General features: G+C 65.9%; 15 protein-coding genes. 11 read left to right on the top strand and 4 right to left on the bottom strand.

The genetic code is table 11. The annotated features are described in order from the left end of the window. Positions 1 to 118: 118 nt before the first annotated feature. From rbfA to pnp, 4 genes are all read left to right on the top strand, one after another. Positions 119 to 502 carry a 30S ribosome-binding factor RbfA gene (rbfA, locus tag MG068_RS14590; protein WP_005410447.1) on the top strand — a complete coding sequence of 128 codons (384 nt, stop codon included), beginning with the start codon at positions 119 to 121 and terminating at the stop codon, positions 500 to 502. A gap of 107 nt (positions 503 to 609) precedes the next feature. Further along, positions 610 to 1,518, top strand: coding sequence for a tRNA pseudouridine(55) synthase TruB (gene truB, locus MG068_RS14585; RefSeq protein WP_132810538.1), 909 nt, complete (start codon positions 610 to 612; stop codon positions 1,516 to 1,518). 172 nt (positions 1,519 to 1,690) lie between these two features. Further along, positions 1,691 to 1,951 carry a 30S ribosomal protein S15 gene (rpsO, locus tag MG068_RS14580; RefSeq protein ID WP_005410445.1) on the top strand — a complete coding sequence of 87 codons (261 nt, stop codon included), beginning with the start codon at positions 1,691 to 1,693 and terminating at the stop codon, positions 1,949 to 1,951. 151 nt (positions 1,952 to 2,102) lie between these two features. Continuing rightward, on the top strand, positions 2,103 to 4,211 hold the full coding sequence (gene pnp / locus MG068_RS14575) for a polyribonucleotide nucleotidyltransferase (RefSeq protein ID WP_121504563.1): 2,109 nt from the start codon (positions 2,103 to 2,105) through the stop codon (positions 4,209 to 4,211). A 134-nt stretch (positions 4,212 to 4,345) separates the two neighbouring features. On the opposite strand, the gene MG068_RS14570 is transcribed toward pnp, so the two are convergent. Then, positions 4,346 to 5,338, bottom strand: coding sequence for a tetratricopeptide repeat protein (locus MG068_RS14570; protein ID WP_107432588.1), 993 nt, complete (start codon positions 5,336 to 5,338; stop codon positions 4,346 to 4,348). A 216-nt stretch (positions 5,339 to 5,554) separates the two neighbouring features. On the opposite strand from MG068_RS14570, the gene MG068_RS14565 reads away from it, so the two are divergent. Both MG068_RS14565 and MG068_RS14560 read left to right on the top strand, forming a co-directional pair. Beyond that, the gene (locus MG068_RS14565; protein WP_107432589.1) at positions 5,555 to 6,745 is read left to right on the top strand and encodes a glycoside hydrolase family 18 protein; all 1,191 of its coding nucleotides are present in this window, start codon (positions 5,555 to 5,557) and stop codon (positions 6,743 to 6,745) included. A gap of 90 nt (positions 6,746 to 6,835) precedes the next feature. Then, entirely contained in the window at positions 6,836 to 7,228 is a 393-nt protein-coding gene (locus MG068_RS14560) for a VOC family protein (RefSeq protein ID WP_132810537.1), read from the top strand. Between the two features lie 129 nt (positions 7,229 to 7,357). On the opposite strand, the gene MG068_RS14555 is transcribed toward MG068_RS14560, so the two are convergent. The 3 genes from MG068_RS14555 to MG068_RS14545 are packed head-to-tail and all read right to left on the bottom strand — an operon-like array spanning position 7,358 to position 9,487. After that, a complete protein-coding gene (locus MG068_RS14555) occupies positions 7,358 to 8,917 on the bottom strand; it encodes a PepSY-associated TM helix domain-containing protein (protein WP_132810536.1) in 1,560 nt (519 codons plus the stop codon). A 10-nt stretch (positions 8,918 to 8,927) separates the two neighbouring features. Then, positions 8,928 to 9,191, bottom strand: coding sequence for a hypothetical protein (locus MG068_RS14550; protein ID WP_049401219.1), 264 nt, complete (start codon positions 9,189 to 9,191; stop codon positions 8,928 to 8,930). Further along, positions 9,191 to 9,487, bottom strand: a complete 297-nt coding sequence (locus MG068_RS14545) for a hypothetical protein (RefSeq protein ID WP_005410439.1) — start codon at positions 9,485 to 9,487, stop codon at positions 9,191 to 9,193. The genes MG068_RS14550 and MG068_RS14545 overlap by 1 nt, the downstream gene beginning before the upstream one ends. A 429-nt stretch (positions 9,488 to 9,916) precedes the next feature. Between MG068_RS14545 and thrS the strand changes: the two genes are divergently transcribed. The 5 genes from thrS (at position 9,917) to MG068_RS14520 (ending at position 14,433) form a co-directional block, all read left to right on the top strand. Continuing rightward, positions 9,917 to 11,818: a threonine--tRNA ligase gene (gene thrS / locus MG068_RS14540; protein ID WP_132810535.1), complete on the top strand. Its 1,902-nt coding sequence runs from the start codon at positions 9,917 to 9,919 to the stop codon at positions 11,816 to 11,818. Between the two features lie 48 nt (positions 11,819 to 11,866). Beyond that, on the top strand, positions 11,867 to 12,409 hold the full coding sequence (infC, locus tag MG068_RS14535; RefSeq protein ID WP_005410437.1) for a translation initiation factor IF-3: 543 nt from the start codon (positions 11,867 to 11,869) through the stop codon (positions 12,407 to 12,409). A gap of 266 nt (positions 12,410 to 12,675) precedes the next feature. Continuing rightward, positions 12,676 to 12,873: a 50S ribosomal protein L35 gene (gene rpmI, locus MG068_RS14530; protein ID WP_005410436.1), complete on the top strand. Its 198-nt coding sequence runs from the start codon at positions 12,676 to 12,678 to the stop codon at positions 12,871 to 12,873. An 11-nt stretch (positions 12,874 to 12,884) separates the two neighbouring features. After that, positions 12,885 to 13,244, top strand: coding sequence for a 50S ribosomal protein L20 (gene rplT, locus MG068_RS14525; protein ID WP_005410435.1), 360 nt, complete (start codon positions 12,885 to 12,887; stop codon positions 13,242 to 13,244). A 193-nt stretch (positions 13,245 to 13,437) separates the two neighbouring features. Next, positions 13,438 to 14,433, top strand: a complete 996-nt coding sequence (locus MG068_RS14520) for a phenylalanine--tRNA ligase subunit alpha (protein WP_014037935.1) — start codon at positions 13,438 to 13,440, stop codon at positions 14,431 to 14,433. Positions 14,434 to 14,438: the final 5 nt, after the last annotated feature.

Genomic DNA, 14,438 nt, shown 5'->3' with positions numbered 1-14,438 from the left:
AACGGACCAGCCCTCACGGGCCGGTCCGCCCCCTGGTGGGGCCCGATCAAGGTCGGGCCGCTCCTCCTGGTAGGACCCGACCTTGGTCGGGTCACATTTGAATCGAGAGCCCGACCGCGTGCCCAAGACTTTCCATCGAACCGACCGTGTCTCCGCCCAGCTGCGCCGTGAACTCGGCACCCTGGTGCACAACGCCGTGCGCGAGCACGGGTTGCCCTCGGTGAGCGTGTCCGACGTGGAAATCACCCGCGACATGGCTCATGCCAAGGTATTTGTCACCGCGCTGATGCCGGAACGTTCGGCTGAAGCCGTGGCCGGCCTGAAGGAGCTGGGCTATCGCCTGCGCATGGACCTGGCCCGTGCGATGAAGCTGCGCCACGTGCCGGAGCTGCATTTCCACTACGACGACTCGGTCGACCGTGGTGAGCACATCGACAACATCCTGCGCGATCTGCCTGATACGTTGGCCGCTGAGAAGCGTCGCGAGAGCGACGAAGAATAACCGCGCGACGCCGGGCATGCCCGGCGTTGTTGCATTCCGGCTGCGCGATGTCTGATGCAGACCGCGCTGCAGCAGTCGAGCATGGCTCGACTCTACAAAATCCTGTCATGACCCGAATTCAGTTCCGCCGCCTGGATGGCATCCTGCTGCTCGACAAGTCGACCGGCATGAGCTCCAACGCCGCCCTGCAGGTGGCCCGTCGCCTGTTCCGTGCCGAAAAGGGTGGCCATACCGGCAGCCTCGATCCGCTGGCCACCGGCCTGTTGCCGCTGTGCTTCGGCGAGGCGACCAAGATTGCCGGTCTGCTGCTCGGCTCGGCCAAGGCCTACGACGCCGAGATCATGCTGGGCCAGACCACCGACACTGACGATTCCGAAGGCCAGGTGCTGCTGCAGCGGCCGGTGCCGGCGATCAGTGCCGAGGCCCTGCAGGCGGCGCTGGTGCCGCTGACCGGCAACATCCGCCAGCGTGCCCCGATCTATTCGGCGCTGAAGCAGGGTGGGGAGCCGCTGTATGTGAAGGCCCGCCGCGGTGACGTCATCGAAGCGCCGGAACGCGAGGTGCAGGTGCATGCCATCGAGGTACTGGAGCAGCAGCCGGAACGGCTGCGGCTGCGCGTGACCTGTGGTTCCGGCACCTATATCCGCAGCCTGGCCCGCGACCTCGGCGAAAGCCTGGGTTGTGGCGCCCACATCAGCGCGCTGCGCCGGCTCTGGGTCGAGCCGTTCCGCGAGCCTGCCATGGTCACCCTGGACCAGCTGCGGGCGATGGTCGAGGCGGGCGACGAGGCCGGCATGGACGCGCTGCTGCTGCCGCTGGCGGCCGGCCTGGCTGAATACCCGCGGGTCGACCTCGATGCCGACCAGGCCCACCGCTTCTGCGTCGGCCAGCGCCAGCGCGATCTGTCCTGGCCGCGTGGCCTGGTGGCGGTGTTTGGTCCGGACGACGCTGTCCAGGGCCTGGGCCAGGTCGACGAGAGCGGCCTGCTGGCCCCGCAGCGTCGTTTCAACCTCTGACCGGGCCCGGGCGGTTCAGCCCCGGTCCTTGTCCCGGAAGCCCCCGACCGTTACAATTTCGCGGCCGTTTTCCGGCAGCCTGCCTGGCGCAGGTTTCATCCTCGTAGTCCACGGCGAGCCTGGCGGTGCGCGAAGCGCGTTCCTGCCGGCCACGCATCACAGAGAAAAAGAAATGTCGATCGACACCCAGAAGGTCATTGAAGACAACAAGCGCAGCTCGGCTGATACCGGCTCCCCGGAAGTCCAGGTTGCGCTGCTGACCGCCCGCATCGAACTGCTGACCGGCCACTTCAAGACCCACAAGAAGGACCACCACAGCCGCCGCGGCCTGCTGCAGATGGTCAACCGCCGTCGCAGCCTGCTCGACTACCTGAAGAAGAAGGACGTCGAGCGCTACAAGGCCCTGATCGAGAAGCTTGGCCTGCGTCGCTAAGCAACGAATCCCCCGCGGCGCAGCGATGCGCCGCGGTTTTGTTTTGTAGTACCGCAATCCCCGATTCAGGCCGGAACGATCCGGCCACCCGCTGGCGGCAAGGGTCGCCGACGGTCCAAATTCGCAGACAGCATCCCCAAGGACACCCTCCGTGGCAAAAATCACCAAAACCTTCCAGTACGGCAAGCACACCGTCACGCTTGAGACCGGCGAAGTCGCCCGTCAGGCCAGCGGCGCCGTCATCGTCAAGATGGACGACACCGTACTGCTGGTCACCGCCGTCGCCGCCAAGAGCGCGCGCGAAGGCCAGGACTTCTTCCCGCTGACCGTCGATTATCAGGAAAAGTTCTACGCCGGCGGCCGTATCCCGGGTGGTTTCTTCAAGCGTGAAGGCCGTGCGACCGAGAAGGAAACCCTGATCTCGCGTCTGATCGACCGTCCGATCCGTCCGCTGTTCCCGGAAGACTACAAGAACGAAGTGCAGATCATCGCCACGGTCATGTCGTTGAACCCGGACGTGGACGGCGACATCCCGGCCCTGATCGGTGCCTCCGCTGCCCTGGCCCTGGCCGGCACCCCGTTCATGGGTCCGATCGGCGCTGCCAAGGTCGGTTACAAGAACGGCGAGTACATCCTGAACCCGACCGTCAGCGAACTGGCTGACTCGCAGCTGGAACTGGTCGTCGCCGGTACCTCCAACGCCGTGCTGATGGTTGAATCCGAAGCCGCGCTGCTGTCCGAAGAAGTGATGCTGGGCGCCGTGACCTTCGGTCACCGCGAGATGCAGAAGGTCATCAACGCGATCAACGAGCTGACCGTCGAAGCCGGCACCAAGCCGTCGACCTGGGAAGCCCCGGCCAAGAACGACGCGCTGATCTCCGCCCTGAAGGAAGCCATCGGCCCGCGCCTGGGCGAAGCCTTCCAGGTGCGTGACAAACTGCAGCGCCGTGACGCCATCTCGGCGATCAAGAAGGACGTGGTCGAAACCCTGGCTGGCCGCGTGGCCGCCGAAGGCTGGAACCCGGCCGAGCTGTCGAAGGAATTCGGCGAGCTGGAATACCGCACCATGCGTGACTCGGTGCTGGACACCAAGGTCCGCATCGACGGCCGTGCGCTGGACACCGTCCGCCCGATCGCCGTGAAGACCGGCGTGCTGCCGCGTACCCACGGTTCCTCGCTGTTCACCCGCGGCGAAACCCAGGCCATCGTGACCATCACCCTGGGCACCGCCCGTGACGGCCAGGTCATCGACGCCGTCGCCGGTGAGTACAAGGAAAACTTCCTGTTCCACTACAACTTCCCTCCGTTCTCGGTGGGTGAGTGCGGCCGCATGATGGGCCCGAAGCGCCGCGAAATCGGCCACGGTCGCCTGGCCAAGCGCGGCGTGCTGGCTGTCATGCCGTCGCTGGAAGCCTTCCCGTACACCATCCGCGTCGTCTCGGAAATCACCGAGTCGAACGGTTCCTCGTCGATGGCATCGGTCTGCGGTTCGTCGCTGGCCCTGATGGACGCCGGCGTGCCGGTGAAGGCGCCGGTTGCCGGTATCGCCATGGGTCTGGTCAAGGAAGGCGAGCGCTTCGTCGTCCTGTCCGACATTTTGGGTGACGAAGATCACCTGGGCGACATGGACTTCAAGGTGGCCGGTACCGCTGAGGGCATCTCCGCCCTGCAGATGGACATCAAGATCGAAGGCATCACCGAAGAGATCATGAAGCAGGCCCTGCAGCAGGCCAAGGCTGGCCGTCTGCACATCCTGGGCGAAATGGCCCACGGCCTGACCGCTCCGCGTGAAGAGCTGTCGGACTACGCGCCGCGCCTGCTGACCATCAAGATCCACCCGGACAAGATCCGCGAAGTGATCGGCAAGGGTGGCTCGACCATCCAGGCCATCACCAAGGAAACCGGCACCCAGATCGACATCCAGGACGACGGCACCATCGTCATCGCTTCGGTCAACGCCATCGCTGCCCAGGCCGCCAAGGCCCGCATCGAGCAGATCACCTCGGACGTCGAGCCGGGCCGCATCTACGAAGGCAAGGTCGCCAAGATCATGGACTTCGGTGCGTTCGTCACGATCCTGCCGGGCAAGGACGGTCTGGTCCACGTGTCGCAGATCTCCAGCGATCGCGTCGAGAAGGTCGGCGACGTCCTGAAGGAAGGCGATGTGGTCAAGGTCAAGGTGCTGGAAGTCGACAAGCAGGGCCGTATCCGCCTGTCGATGAAGGCCGTGGAAGAAGGCGACGCCGCCAGCGCCGAGTAATCGACCTCCGGTCGATTACGGTAGGTGTCAACCTTGGTTGACACGCTTCTGGAATCGCTGAATTGAAAAAGCGGGCTTCGGCCCGCTTTTTCTTTGCCTGGAATCCTGTGGATGAGGACCGTTGGTCCTTGCACTTACGCGTCTTCTTCGTCCTCACCCAGCCACCAGACCTGGCCTGGCTCCGGGTCGCTCATCGGGTGCTCGCGCTGTTCGATGGCCTCCAGCACCCGGCCGGGGGCTGCAGCGACCCACACCGCCATGAGCTTTTCCACCGCAGCCCGGCCCTGTGCGGCCACGCCGAGGTCACGTTCGCGTCTCCATTGGTCTTCATCTGGCGCCTCATCACCATGCTGGTGCGGCGTGCCGTAGCTGCAGCGGCGGCACAGCCGGCGCACGGTAGCCGTCCAGTCCTCGACCATGCCGATGCCGGGCAGGGTGATTGCCTCCAGCGCAGCGATGTCATCGGCCGAATCGCACTGCACGAACACGGTGAAGGTCGCCATGTCCGATGCCTGCAGGCGCTGCATGGCATTGAACACCGGCACCTGGCGCTCGCCGTAGGTGCGATGGCCGGTTGATGCGCCGTCGTGCAGCACGATGTCGCCGAAGCGGAAGCCGCTTTCGGGCAGCGGTACGTTGTCGATGCGTGCACGCACCGGATCAATGCGGCTCATGTACACCACCTCGGCGTCGGACCATGGCGCCAGGCGCACGCAGGCCACGCCGAAGTGGCCCTCGATCGGGCCCTCGCCTTCGGGCAGGGTGATGCCACAGCGGGCCCACTGGCGCCGTGCTTCGGCCCAGTTGCCCATGCCGGTGGCCGCGATGCCGGCATTCCAGGCGGTGGCGACATCGAATTCCCCGCGCAGCTGCTCCGATTGCAGGTTGTCCTGCAGTGAGGCAGCCCAGTCGCGCAGGTACTTGTGCGCCAATCCGCGCATGTAATGCAGGTACGGTACTTCGGGGGCGAGTGCGATCAGCTCACCGAACAGCGCCACCGCCTGCTGCAGGTCGCCCTCTCGGAAGGCGGCGTAGGCGCGTGCCTCCAGGGCCTGGCATTCGTCGAGGGTTTCGTCGTCCAGCAGGTCGCCGTCGTCGAGGTTGTCGTGGTCGGTGCTCATGTCCATGCGCGGTTGCAGGTCCGCGGCTACCTTAGCCGATGCGCGAGCCCGCGAAGGCGGCGTCGGCGTGTGTCCTGCTGCAGTGCATGAGGGTCGTTGCATGACTGGCGTGTTGTCGTCATCCGGCGGGATGCACTTGTCCACTGGACGACATGCCACGACAACCGTCCCACAACCCCTTCCGTTTGCTAACGTGGCTGCGCCTTCGAACCGGGAGATCCCATGTTCCGCCAGACTGTGGCTGCCCTTGCCGTGCTGATTGCCGGTGCCTTGCCCATTGCCGTGCATGCGGCATCCGCGCAGCCGCCGATCTTCGGTGCCTACTACCCCGGTGGTTCGGCCGAGCGCTACCCGGTGTCGAGCATTCCGGCCGAGCGCCTCACCCATCTGTTCTACGCGTTCTCCACCATCCAGGACGGGCGCTGCACGATCGGCGCGGAAGCGCCGAAGAACTTCGCGGCGCTGGCCGAGCTGAAGAAGGCGCACCCGCATCTGCGCACGCTGATCTCGATCGGTGGCTGGGGGGCAGGTGGATTCTCCGATGCAGCGCTGACCGAGGGCAGCCGCAAGCGCCTGGTCGACTCATGCATGGCGCTGTTCTTCGATCGTCATGCTGGCAGTTTCGATGGCGTGGACATCGACTGGGAGTTCCCGGTCAGTGGCGGACCGAAGGAGCTGGCACACCGCCCGCAGGACCGCGCCAATCTGACCCGGCTCGCGCAGGCGTTCCGCGTGGCCCTTGATGCGCATGGCCGCAAGGCGGGGCAGCCGATGCTGTTGACCGCCGCACTGGCCGCCGGTCGCCTGCAGACCGATGGCCCCTACGATCCAGCCGCAAGCTATGACCTGCCGGCGCTGGCCAAGGTGTTCGATTTCATCAACCTGATGAGCTACGACATGGGCACCGGCTTCTCGGCGGTGTCGACGTTCAATGCGCCCCTGCATGAAGTGCCGACCGATCCGCTGGCGCCGGAACTGCGGCGCTGGAACAACGTTGCCGGCGCGGTGCAGTACTACCGCGAGCGCGGGGTGCCAGCCCACAAGCTGGTGCTGGGTGTGCCGTTCTACGGGCGCGGCTTCAAGGTCACCGGCGATGCGCCGGATGGGCTGTACCAGTCCTACAGTGCACCGGCCGATGCCGGCGACTGGCGCGTGATCAAGGCGCGCTATCTCGACCAGCCGGGCTGGACGAAGCACTGGCAACCACAGGCGCAGAGCCCGTGGCTGTACAACGCCGAGCAGAAGGTTTTCATCAGCTATGAAGACCCGCGCTCGATCGGCCTGCGTGCGCAGTTCGCCCGCGAGCAGGGCCTGGCCGGCGTCTTCATGTGGGAGCTGACCGGCGACGACGAACAGGCCAGCCTGCTCAACGCCATGCTGGGCCCCTGGCAGAAGGCACGCATCGGCGATTGAGCTGCATCAGGCGATGTCCGGCGCAACGCCGCAACGCCATCGGCCCGATCCCGCACAGCATGTCCATGTCCGCAGCGTTACGCTGCGGGCATGATCCATCTCGAACGCCTGGACCATCTGGTCCTCACCGTCGCCGACATCGAACGCAGCTGTGATTTCTACCAGCGCGTGCTCGGCATGCAGGTCGTGCACTTCGGCGCGGGCCGCACCGCACTGCAGTTCGGCCAGCAGAAGATCAACCTGCATCCGGCCAGCGCCCCGCTGCAACCGCATGCGTTGCGACCCACGCCGGGCAGCGCCGATCTGTGCCTGGTCACGTGCACGGCGACGACCGATGTGCTGGCCCACCTGCAGGCGCAGTCCGTTGCAGTGGAGGAGGGGCCGGTGGCACGCACCGGCGCGCTGGGGCCGATCGAATCGGTGTACTTCCGCGACCCGGATGGCAACCTGATCGAAGTGAGTCGTTACCCCGGCGAGGCATGATCCTGCTTGGGTAGCGTCGAGCTTGCTCGACGGTGCTTGGCGCGAAATCAACAGCTGTCGAGCAAGCTCGACGCTACAGGGGGCGTTGCGCGTAACGGTCGGTAGCGCCGGGCCATGCCCGGCGAAGGCTCAGTTTGCCCAGACGCTGTTGGGATCGCCGTTGCGGGCGCGGCGTTGGCTGGCCACTGCCAGGCGGGCGAAGCCGAAGGCCATTGCCAGCGCAATGGCATCGACCCAGAACAGCGGCCAGTGGCCACGCGCGGCAGCACGCCACAGCCAGTCACCATTGAGCGCGCCATGCAGGATCGGCACCAGTGCGGTACTGATCGCCGCCGCCCACAGCAGTTCGCGTGCCGCCTGCGCCGGGCGTCGCAGCGCGGCCCACAGCGCACAGGCCGCCCAGCTGCCGAAGCAGGCCCAGCGGATGCCGTGGGCGACCGCGGACGGTGCCAGCCGCTCCAGCACCAGTGCGGTGACGAACGCCACCGAAATCGCAACGCACAGCCCGATGCAGACGCCGACCGTGGCCCGTGCCATGTTCACCCCGGCACGCGGTTGCTGCGGCTGGCGACGCTTGCGCCGCGATTCGATCCACAACAGGTTGCCGGAGTAGAACAGGAAGGCACCGCCAAGGCCGAGCAGGAAGTACAGCCAGACCACTACGCCATTGCCGAACTCGCCGAAGTGCAGGGCATAGGCCGCGCTGAGCGTGGCGTGGTTGGCGTCGCGCTGGCCGGGCAGCTGCGAGGCCAGGACGTTGCCGGTGGCCACGTCCAGTGCCACTGCGCCGAGCGGGCCGAGCGTTCCGGTGGATTCGCCGGTGATCTCGATGGTGGCGTTGGCATCGCCGGCGTTGGCCAGCTTCAGGTAGGCCGGTTCGAAATTGGCCACGCCCTGTGCACGGGCCACTTCAAGCGCGCGCGCATGCAGCACGCGCAGGCTGCCCGGCGGCGCCGGGATGCCGCTGGCGTCGCGCACGGGCGCGGTGTCCATTGCGGTCGGCACCGCCTGCAGGGCCTTGCCGTCGTAGATCAGCGGGTTGAGCAGGGCCATCTGCACGAACACCAGGCAGAGCAGGGCGCCAGTGACCGCGAACATCAGGTGGAAGGGCAGGCTGAGCACGCCGATCACGTTGTGCGCGTCCTGCCACAGTTGTTTCAGGTTGCGGCCCGGACGCAGTGCGAACAGATCACCGAACAGCTTTGGCAGGTGGATCACCAGGCCACTCAGCAGTGCCATGCCATACAGCAGGCTGACGATGCCCATCACGTAGATGCCGGCCACCGGCAGGCCGAGGCTGTAATGCAGCTCGTTGACCAGTTCGGCCAGCCCGGTCTGTGGCGGCGTCGGGCTGCCGGCGATCTGTCCCGGCCAGGCGTAGCGCCAGCTGCCGTCATCGGCCTGCCAGTAGGCCAGTGGCTGCGGGTGTTCGGTGCCGGGGAAGGTCATGCCGACGTGGCGGCGCGCTTCCGGATGCGCGGCAAGCACGTCTTCCAGCAGGTACTGCGCGTCGTCCAGGCCGGCGGGGAGTGCGGTGGCTGCACCGGGCGTCTGCCACAGCGGCAGGTCGTGGTGGAACAGGGTCAGCGCACCCGCGTAGAAGGCCACGAACAGGCCGAAGCCGGCAACCAGGCCGACCCAGGTGTGCAGGGTGGTGAACGTGCGCAGCGTCTGCGAACTGAACTTCATGGGAAAGGTCTCATTGCACCGCGCCGGTCAGGCGCAGCAGCCCGAGCACGGCAAAGCCGGCGGCGGCGCTGCCGGCCAGCACCAGCCAGGCGCGCAGCGCGCTGCGGAAACTGAACGCCCACAGGGCGGCCAGCATCCACAGCGGGATGAAGGCGATGAGGGTCGGCACCAGCGCCCGTTGCCACGGGCCGGGCGGCAGCCACGCCAGCAGGCCGGTGACGGCGGCGGCCAGGAGGAAGCCGGCCACGATGCCGGCGAAGGCGCGCGGCCACATCACGGCGACTCCGTACCGGGGCGGTGCCAGGCCGCCAGCGCCGGCAGCAGCATGGCGGCCAGCATCCAGGTGCACAGCATCGCCACCAGGCCGGCGGCAAAACCGAGCTCGGCCATCCACAGCCACAGCGCGGCGGCAGCGGCGACCAGGCCGATCTGGCGGCCAAGGCGGCCGGCACGGCGCAGGCGCGGCCAGCGGCAGTGCGGCGAGGCGGCATAGAACGCCAGCGCCGAGAACATCGCCGCCAGCATGCCCAGGCTGCAGAAGCCGAGCGTGGAAAGGCCGACGGTGATCATCGCGGGCGGCCAGCGTGGCAGCGGGCCGGCGAACGCGGGGCACGGGCGGGGCCGGCGGGAGCCGGTCGGAGCGGGTGGCGCATCACGGGGTCCTGGGGGAAAGCGGGCAGGCTGGCACAGGGCGGCCTGCGCCGACATGGTAATCATTGCAATTTCACGCCGCCAGCGAGACCCATTCAGCGGACCGTACGGTAGCCCTTGGGCTTTCCGCCGGGCTGGTTTAAGATCATCGCAGAACCCTGACTGGAACAAGGTGGCCCGCGCCCAACGCCGGCCGAGCGTGCGACATGAGCACTACCACCGCCCACTGTTGACCTGCCCCCGAAGGCCCTGTGTTCCAGGCGCCCTCGCGGCGCTTTTTTATTGCCCGGGCGCCGCCCCGGGAACGCTTTCCAGCCCGCCCAGCGGGCCCCGCACGAAGCCACTGCGATGATCAACATTACTCTTCCCGACGGCAGCCGCCGCGAATTCGAAAATCCCGTCAGCGTCATGGAGGTCGCCCAGTCGATCGGCGCCGGCCTGGCCAAGGCCACCATCGCCGGTGCCGTGGATGGCGTGCTGGTCGATGCCAGCGACGTCATCGACCACGATGCCAGCCTGCGCATCATCACCGCCAAGGACGAGGAGGGCGTGGAGATCATCCGCCACTCCTGCGCCCACCTGGTCGGCCACGCCGTCAAGCAGCTGTACCCGGACGTGAAGATGGTGATCGGCCCGGTGATCGCCGAGGGCTTCTACTACGACATCTACTCCGAGCGCCCGTTCACCCCGGACGACATGGCCGCGATCGAGAAGCGCATGGGTGAACTGATCGCCCAGGACTACGACGTCATCAAGAAGGTGACGCCGCGCGCCGAAGTGATCGAGATCTTCAAGGCCCGTGGCGAGGACTACAAGCTGCGCCTGATCGAGGACATGTCCGACGACATCCAGGCGATGGGCATGTATTACCACCAGGAATACGTGGACATGTGCCGCGGCCCGCACGTGCCGAACACGCGCTTCCTGAAGGCCTTCAAGCTGACCCGCATCTCCGGTGCCTACTGGCGCGGCGACGCGCAGAACGAGCAGCTGCAGCGCATCTACGGCACCGCCTGGGCCGACAAGAAGCAGCTCGAGGCGTACATCAAGCGCATCGAGGAAGCCGAAATGCGCGACCACCGCCGCATCGGCAAGCAGCAGGATCTGTTCCACCTGCAGGAAGAGGCGCCGGGCCTGGTGTTCTGGCACCCGAAGGGCTGGGCGTTGTGGCAGGTGGTCGAGCAGTACATGCGCAAGGTCTACCGCAGCAGCGGCTATGGCGAAGTGCGTTGCCCGCAGATCCTGGACGTGAGCCTGTGGAAGAAGTCCGGCCACTGGGACAACTACCAGGACAACATGTTCTTCACCGAGTCGGAGAAGCGTACCTACGCGGTCAAGCCGATGAACTGCCCGGGCCATGTGCAGGTGTTCAACCAGGGCCTGCACAGCTATCGCGACCTGCCGATCCGCTACGGTGAGTTCGGTTCCTGCCACCGCAACGAGCCGTCCGGCGCGCTGCACGGCATCCTGCGCGTGCGTGGTTTCACCCAGGACGACGGCCATGTGTTCTGCACCGAGAGCCAGATCGAATCGGAAGTGACCGCATTCCACCAGCAGGCGCTGGCGGTCTACCAGCACTTCGGTTTCGATGAGATCCAGATCAAGATCGCACTGCGCCCGGAATCGCGCCTGGGCGACGACGCCACCTGGGACAAGGCCGAGGGTGCACTGCGTTCGGCGCTGTCCAGCTGTGGCGTGGAATGGCAGGAGCTGCCGGGCGAGGGCGCCTTCTATGGCCCGAAGATCGAGTACCACCTGAAGGACGCCATCGGCCGTACCTGGCAGCTGGGCACCATGCAGGTCGACTTCATGATGCCGGGCCGCCTCGGCGCCGAGTACGTGGACGAGAACAGCCAGAAGAAGCACCCGGTCATGCTGCACCGCGCCATCGTCGGCTCGATGGAGCGCTTCCTGGGCATCCTGATCGAGCACCATGCCGGCCAGTTCCCGGCCTGGCTGGCGCCGACCCAGGTGGTGGTGGCCAACATCACCGACGCCCAGGCCGACTACGTCGCGGGCGTGACCAAAACCCTTGCGGAGCAAGGCTTCCGCGTCAGCTCGGATTTGCGTAACGAGAAGATCGGCTATAAAATCCGCGAGCATACGTTGCAGCGCGTGCCCTACCTGCTGGTCATTGGTGACCGCGAGAAGGAAAATGGGGCTGTGGCGGTGCGTACGCGTTCTGGCGAAGACCTGGGCAGCATGAGCCTGCAGGCCTTCATCGAGCGGCTCCACGCCGAGGGCGCGTAAGCAAAGGTCCGGTCCGGGCGCACAGGCACCCGGACCGGTTCGATACCCTTGGGAGAACGTAATATCAGCACCCCTGACAACAAACAGAACCGCAAGAATCAGGAAATCCGTGTGCCGCGCGTCCGCGTGATCGGCAGTGACGGAGAAATGATCGGCGTGTTGTCGCGCGACGAAGCGCTGTCCATGGCCGAAGATGAAGGCCTGGACCTGGTCGAAATCCAGCCGCAGGCCGATCCGCCGGTCTGCAAGATCATGGACTTCGGCAAGTTCAAGTTCGAAGCGCAGAAGAAGGCCAGCGAGGCCAAGAAGAAGACCAAGCAGGTCGAGATCAAGGAAGTGAAGTTCCGTCCGGTCACGGACGAGGGCGACTACCAGATCAAGCTGCGCAAGATGCGCGGGTTCCTCGAAGATGGTGACAAGATCAAGGTCAACATCCGTTTCCGTGGCCGTGAAATGAGCCATCAGGAACTGGGCCGCGAAATGGCCAACCGGATCGAGACCGATCTGGGCGAGGACATCGTCATTGAATCCCGTCCGCGCCTGGAAGGGCGTCAGATGGTCATGATGATCGCGCCGAAGAAGAAGACCTGAGGCCTGACGGGCCGCCTTCCGGGGCGCCTGGCTGAATGGTTCAGGGTAGAGGGACGCCATGGGCGTCCCTTTGCTTTTGCAGGAAGCCGGTGAATTGCCGGCGAAAGGGTTGCAGGGGCTGGTGGCAGGGCGGTTTTGCCTGTATCATGCCCGGCTCGACCCACCCAGGACGGGTCGTACGCCGATCATGGCAGGACGGAAAGAGCGGCCCAGGCCGCCGCCAGATCAGTCAGAAACCAGGGTCATATCCCATCAAGGACATTGCAATGCCCAAGATCAAGACCAACCGGGCAGCGGCCAAGCGTTTCCGCAAGACCGCCTCGGGCAAGTACAAGTGCGGCCACGCCAACCGTAGCCACATCCTCACGAAGAAAGCGACCAAGCGTAAGCGTAATCTGCGTCAGACGGGCCATGTCCGTGCAGAAGACGCAGGCCGTCTGGACCGCATGCTCCCTTACCTCTGAGGAACTGAAAAATGGCACGAGTTAAGCGTGGCGTACAGGCGCGTCGCCGCCACAAGAAGATTCTGGATCTCGCCAAGGGCTATTACAACGCCCGTCGCAAGGTCTTCCGCGTCGCCAAGCAGGCGGTCATCAAGGCACAGCAGTACGCCTACATCGGCCGTAAGCAGAAGAAGCGCAACTTCCGTTCGCTGTGGATCACCCGTATCAATGCGGCTGCCCGCATCAACGGCCTGAGCTACAGCCGCTTCATGAACGGTCTGCTGAAGGCCGGCATCACCCTGGATCGCAAGGTCCTGGCTGACATCGCCGTGCACGACGCAGCTGGTTTTGCTGCGCTGGCCGAAAAGGCCAAGGGCGCGCTGGCGGCATAAGTCCTTCCCGATGCCGTAACCGTTCACTCGGAACGGTGTCAGGTCAAGGCAATGCATGGGGAAGGGCGCAAGTCCTTCCCCATTCTTTTTTGGGTCCCGGCGAGGCCATGGCGGCAGCGCGGGGACGGCGGTGGCGACAGGGGTCGGCCCTTCGCGCATCGCGATGGCAGATCGACTGGAGTTCCGGCCCCCCATGAGCGACATCCAATCCCTCACCACCCAGGCGCTGGCCGATGTGGCCGCCGCACAGAGCCCCGACGTGCTGGAACAGCTGCGCGTGGCCCTGCTTGGCAAGAGTGGCAGCATCACCTCGCAGCTCAAGCAGCTCGGCGCCCTGCCGGCCGACGAGCGCAAGGCCGCCGGTGAAGCGATCAACCAGGCCCGCGACGCGCTGACCCGCGCGCTGGGCGAGCGCAAGGCGCTGCTGGAAGACGCGGCACTGGATGCACGCCTGGCCGCTGAAACCATCGACATCACTCTGCCGGGCCGCAATGGCGATCGTGCCGGCCTGCATCCGATCACCCGCACCCTGGAGCGCATCACCGGCATCTTCGGCCGGCTGGGCTACGAGCTGTCGGAAGGTCCGGAGATCGAGGACGACTGGCACAACTTCGAGGCGCTGAACTTCCCGCCGCACCATCCGGCGCGTGCCATGCACGACACCTTCTACTTCGGCGACGGCCGCCTGCTGCGCACGCATACCTCGGGCGTGCAGGTGCGCTACATGGGCGACCACGCGCCGCCGCTGCGCATGATCGCCGCCGGCAAGGTGTACCGCAGCGACAGCGACCAGACGCATTCGCCGATGTTCCACCAGGTGGAAGGCCTGCTAGTGGACGAGCATTCGACCTTCGCCGACCTGAAGGGCACGCTGGCCGAGTTCGTGCGTGCGTTCTTCGAGCGCGATTTCGAGATGCGCTTCCGTCCCAGCTACTTCCCGTTCGTTGAGCCGGGTGCGGAAGTGGACATCGCCTGGCAGCAGCCCGATGGCAGCACCCGCTGGCTGGAAGTGCTCGGCTGCGGCATGGTCCATCCCAACGTGCTGCGCAACGTCGGCATCGATCCGGAGCGCTACACCGGCTTCGCCTTCGGCATGGGCGTGGAGCGCTTCGCGATGCTGCGCTACGGCGTCAACGATCTGCGCGCGTTCTTCGAGAACGACGTGCGCTTCCTGAAACAGTTCGCGTAAGCCGC

The sequence above is a fragment of the Stenotrophomonas sp. ASS1 genome (genome assembly GCF_004346925.1).
Lineage (GTDB): Bacteria > Pseudomonadota > Gammaproteobacteria > Xanthomonadales > Xanthomonadaceae > Stenotrophomonas > Stenotrophomonas maltophilia_A.
Note: the sequence above shows the minus strand (reverse complement) of the source record. Positions and strands in the feature narration are given on the sequence as shown.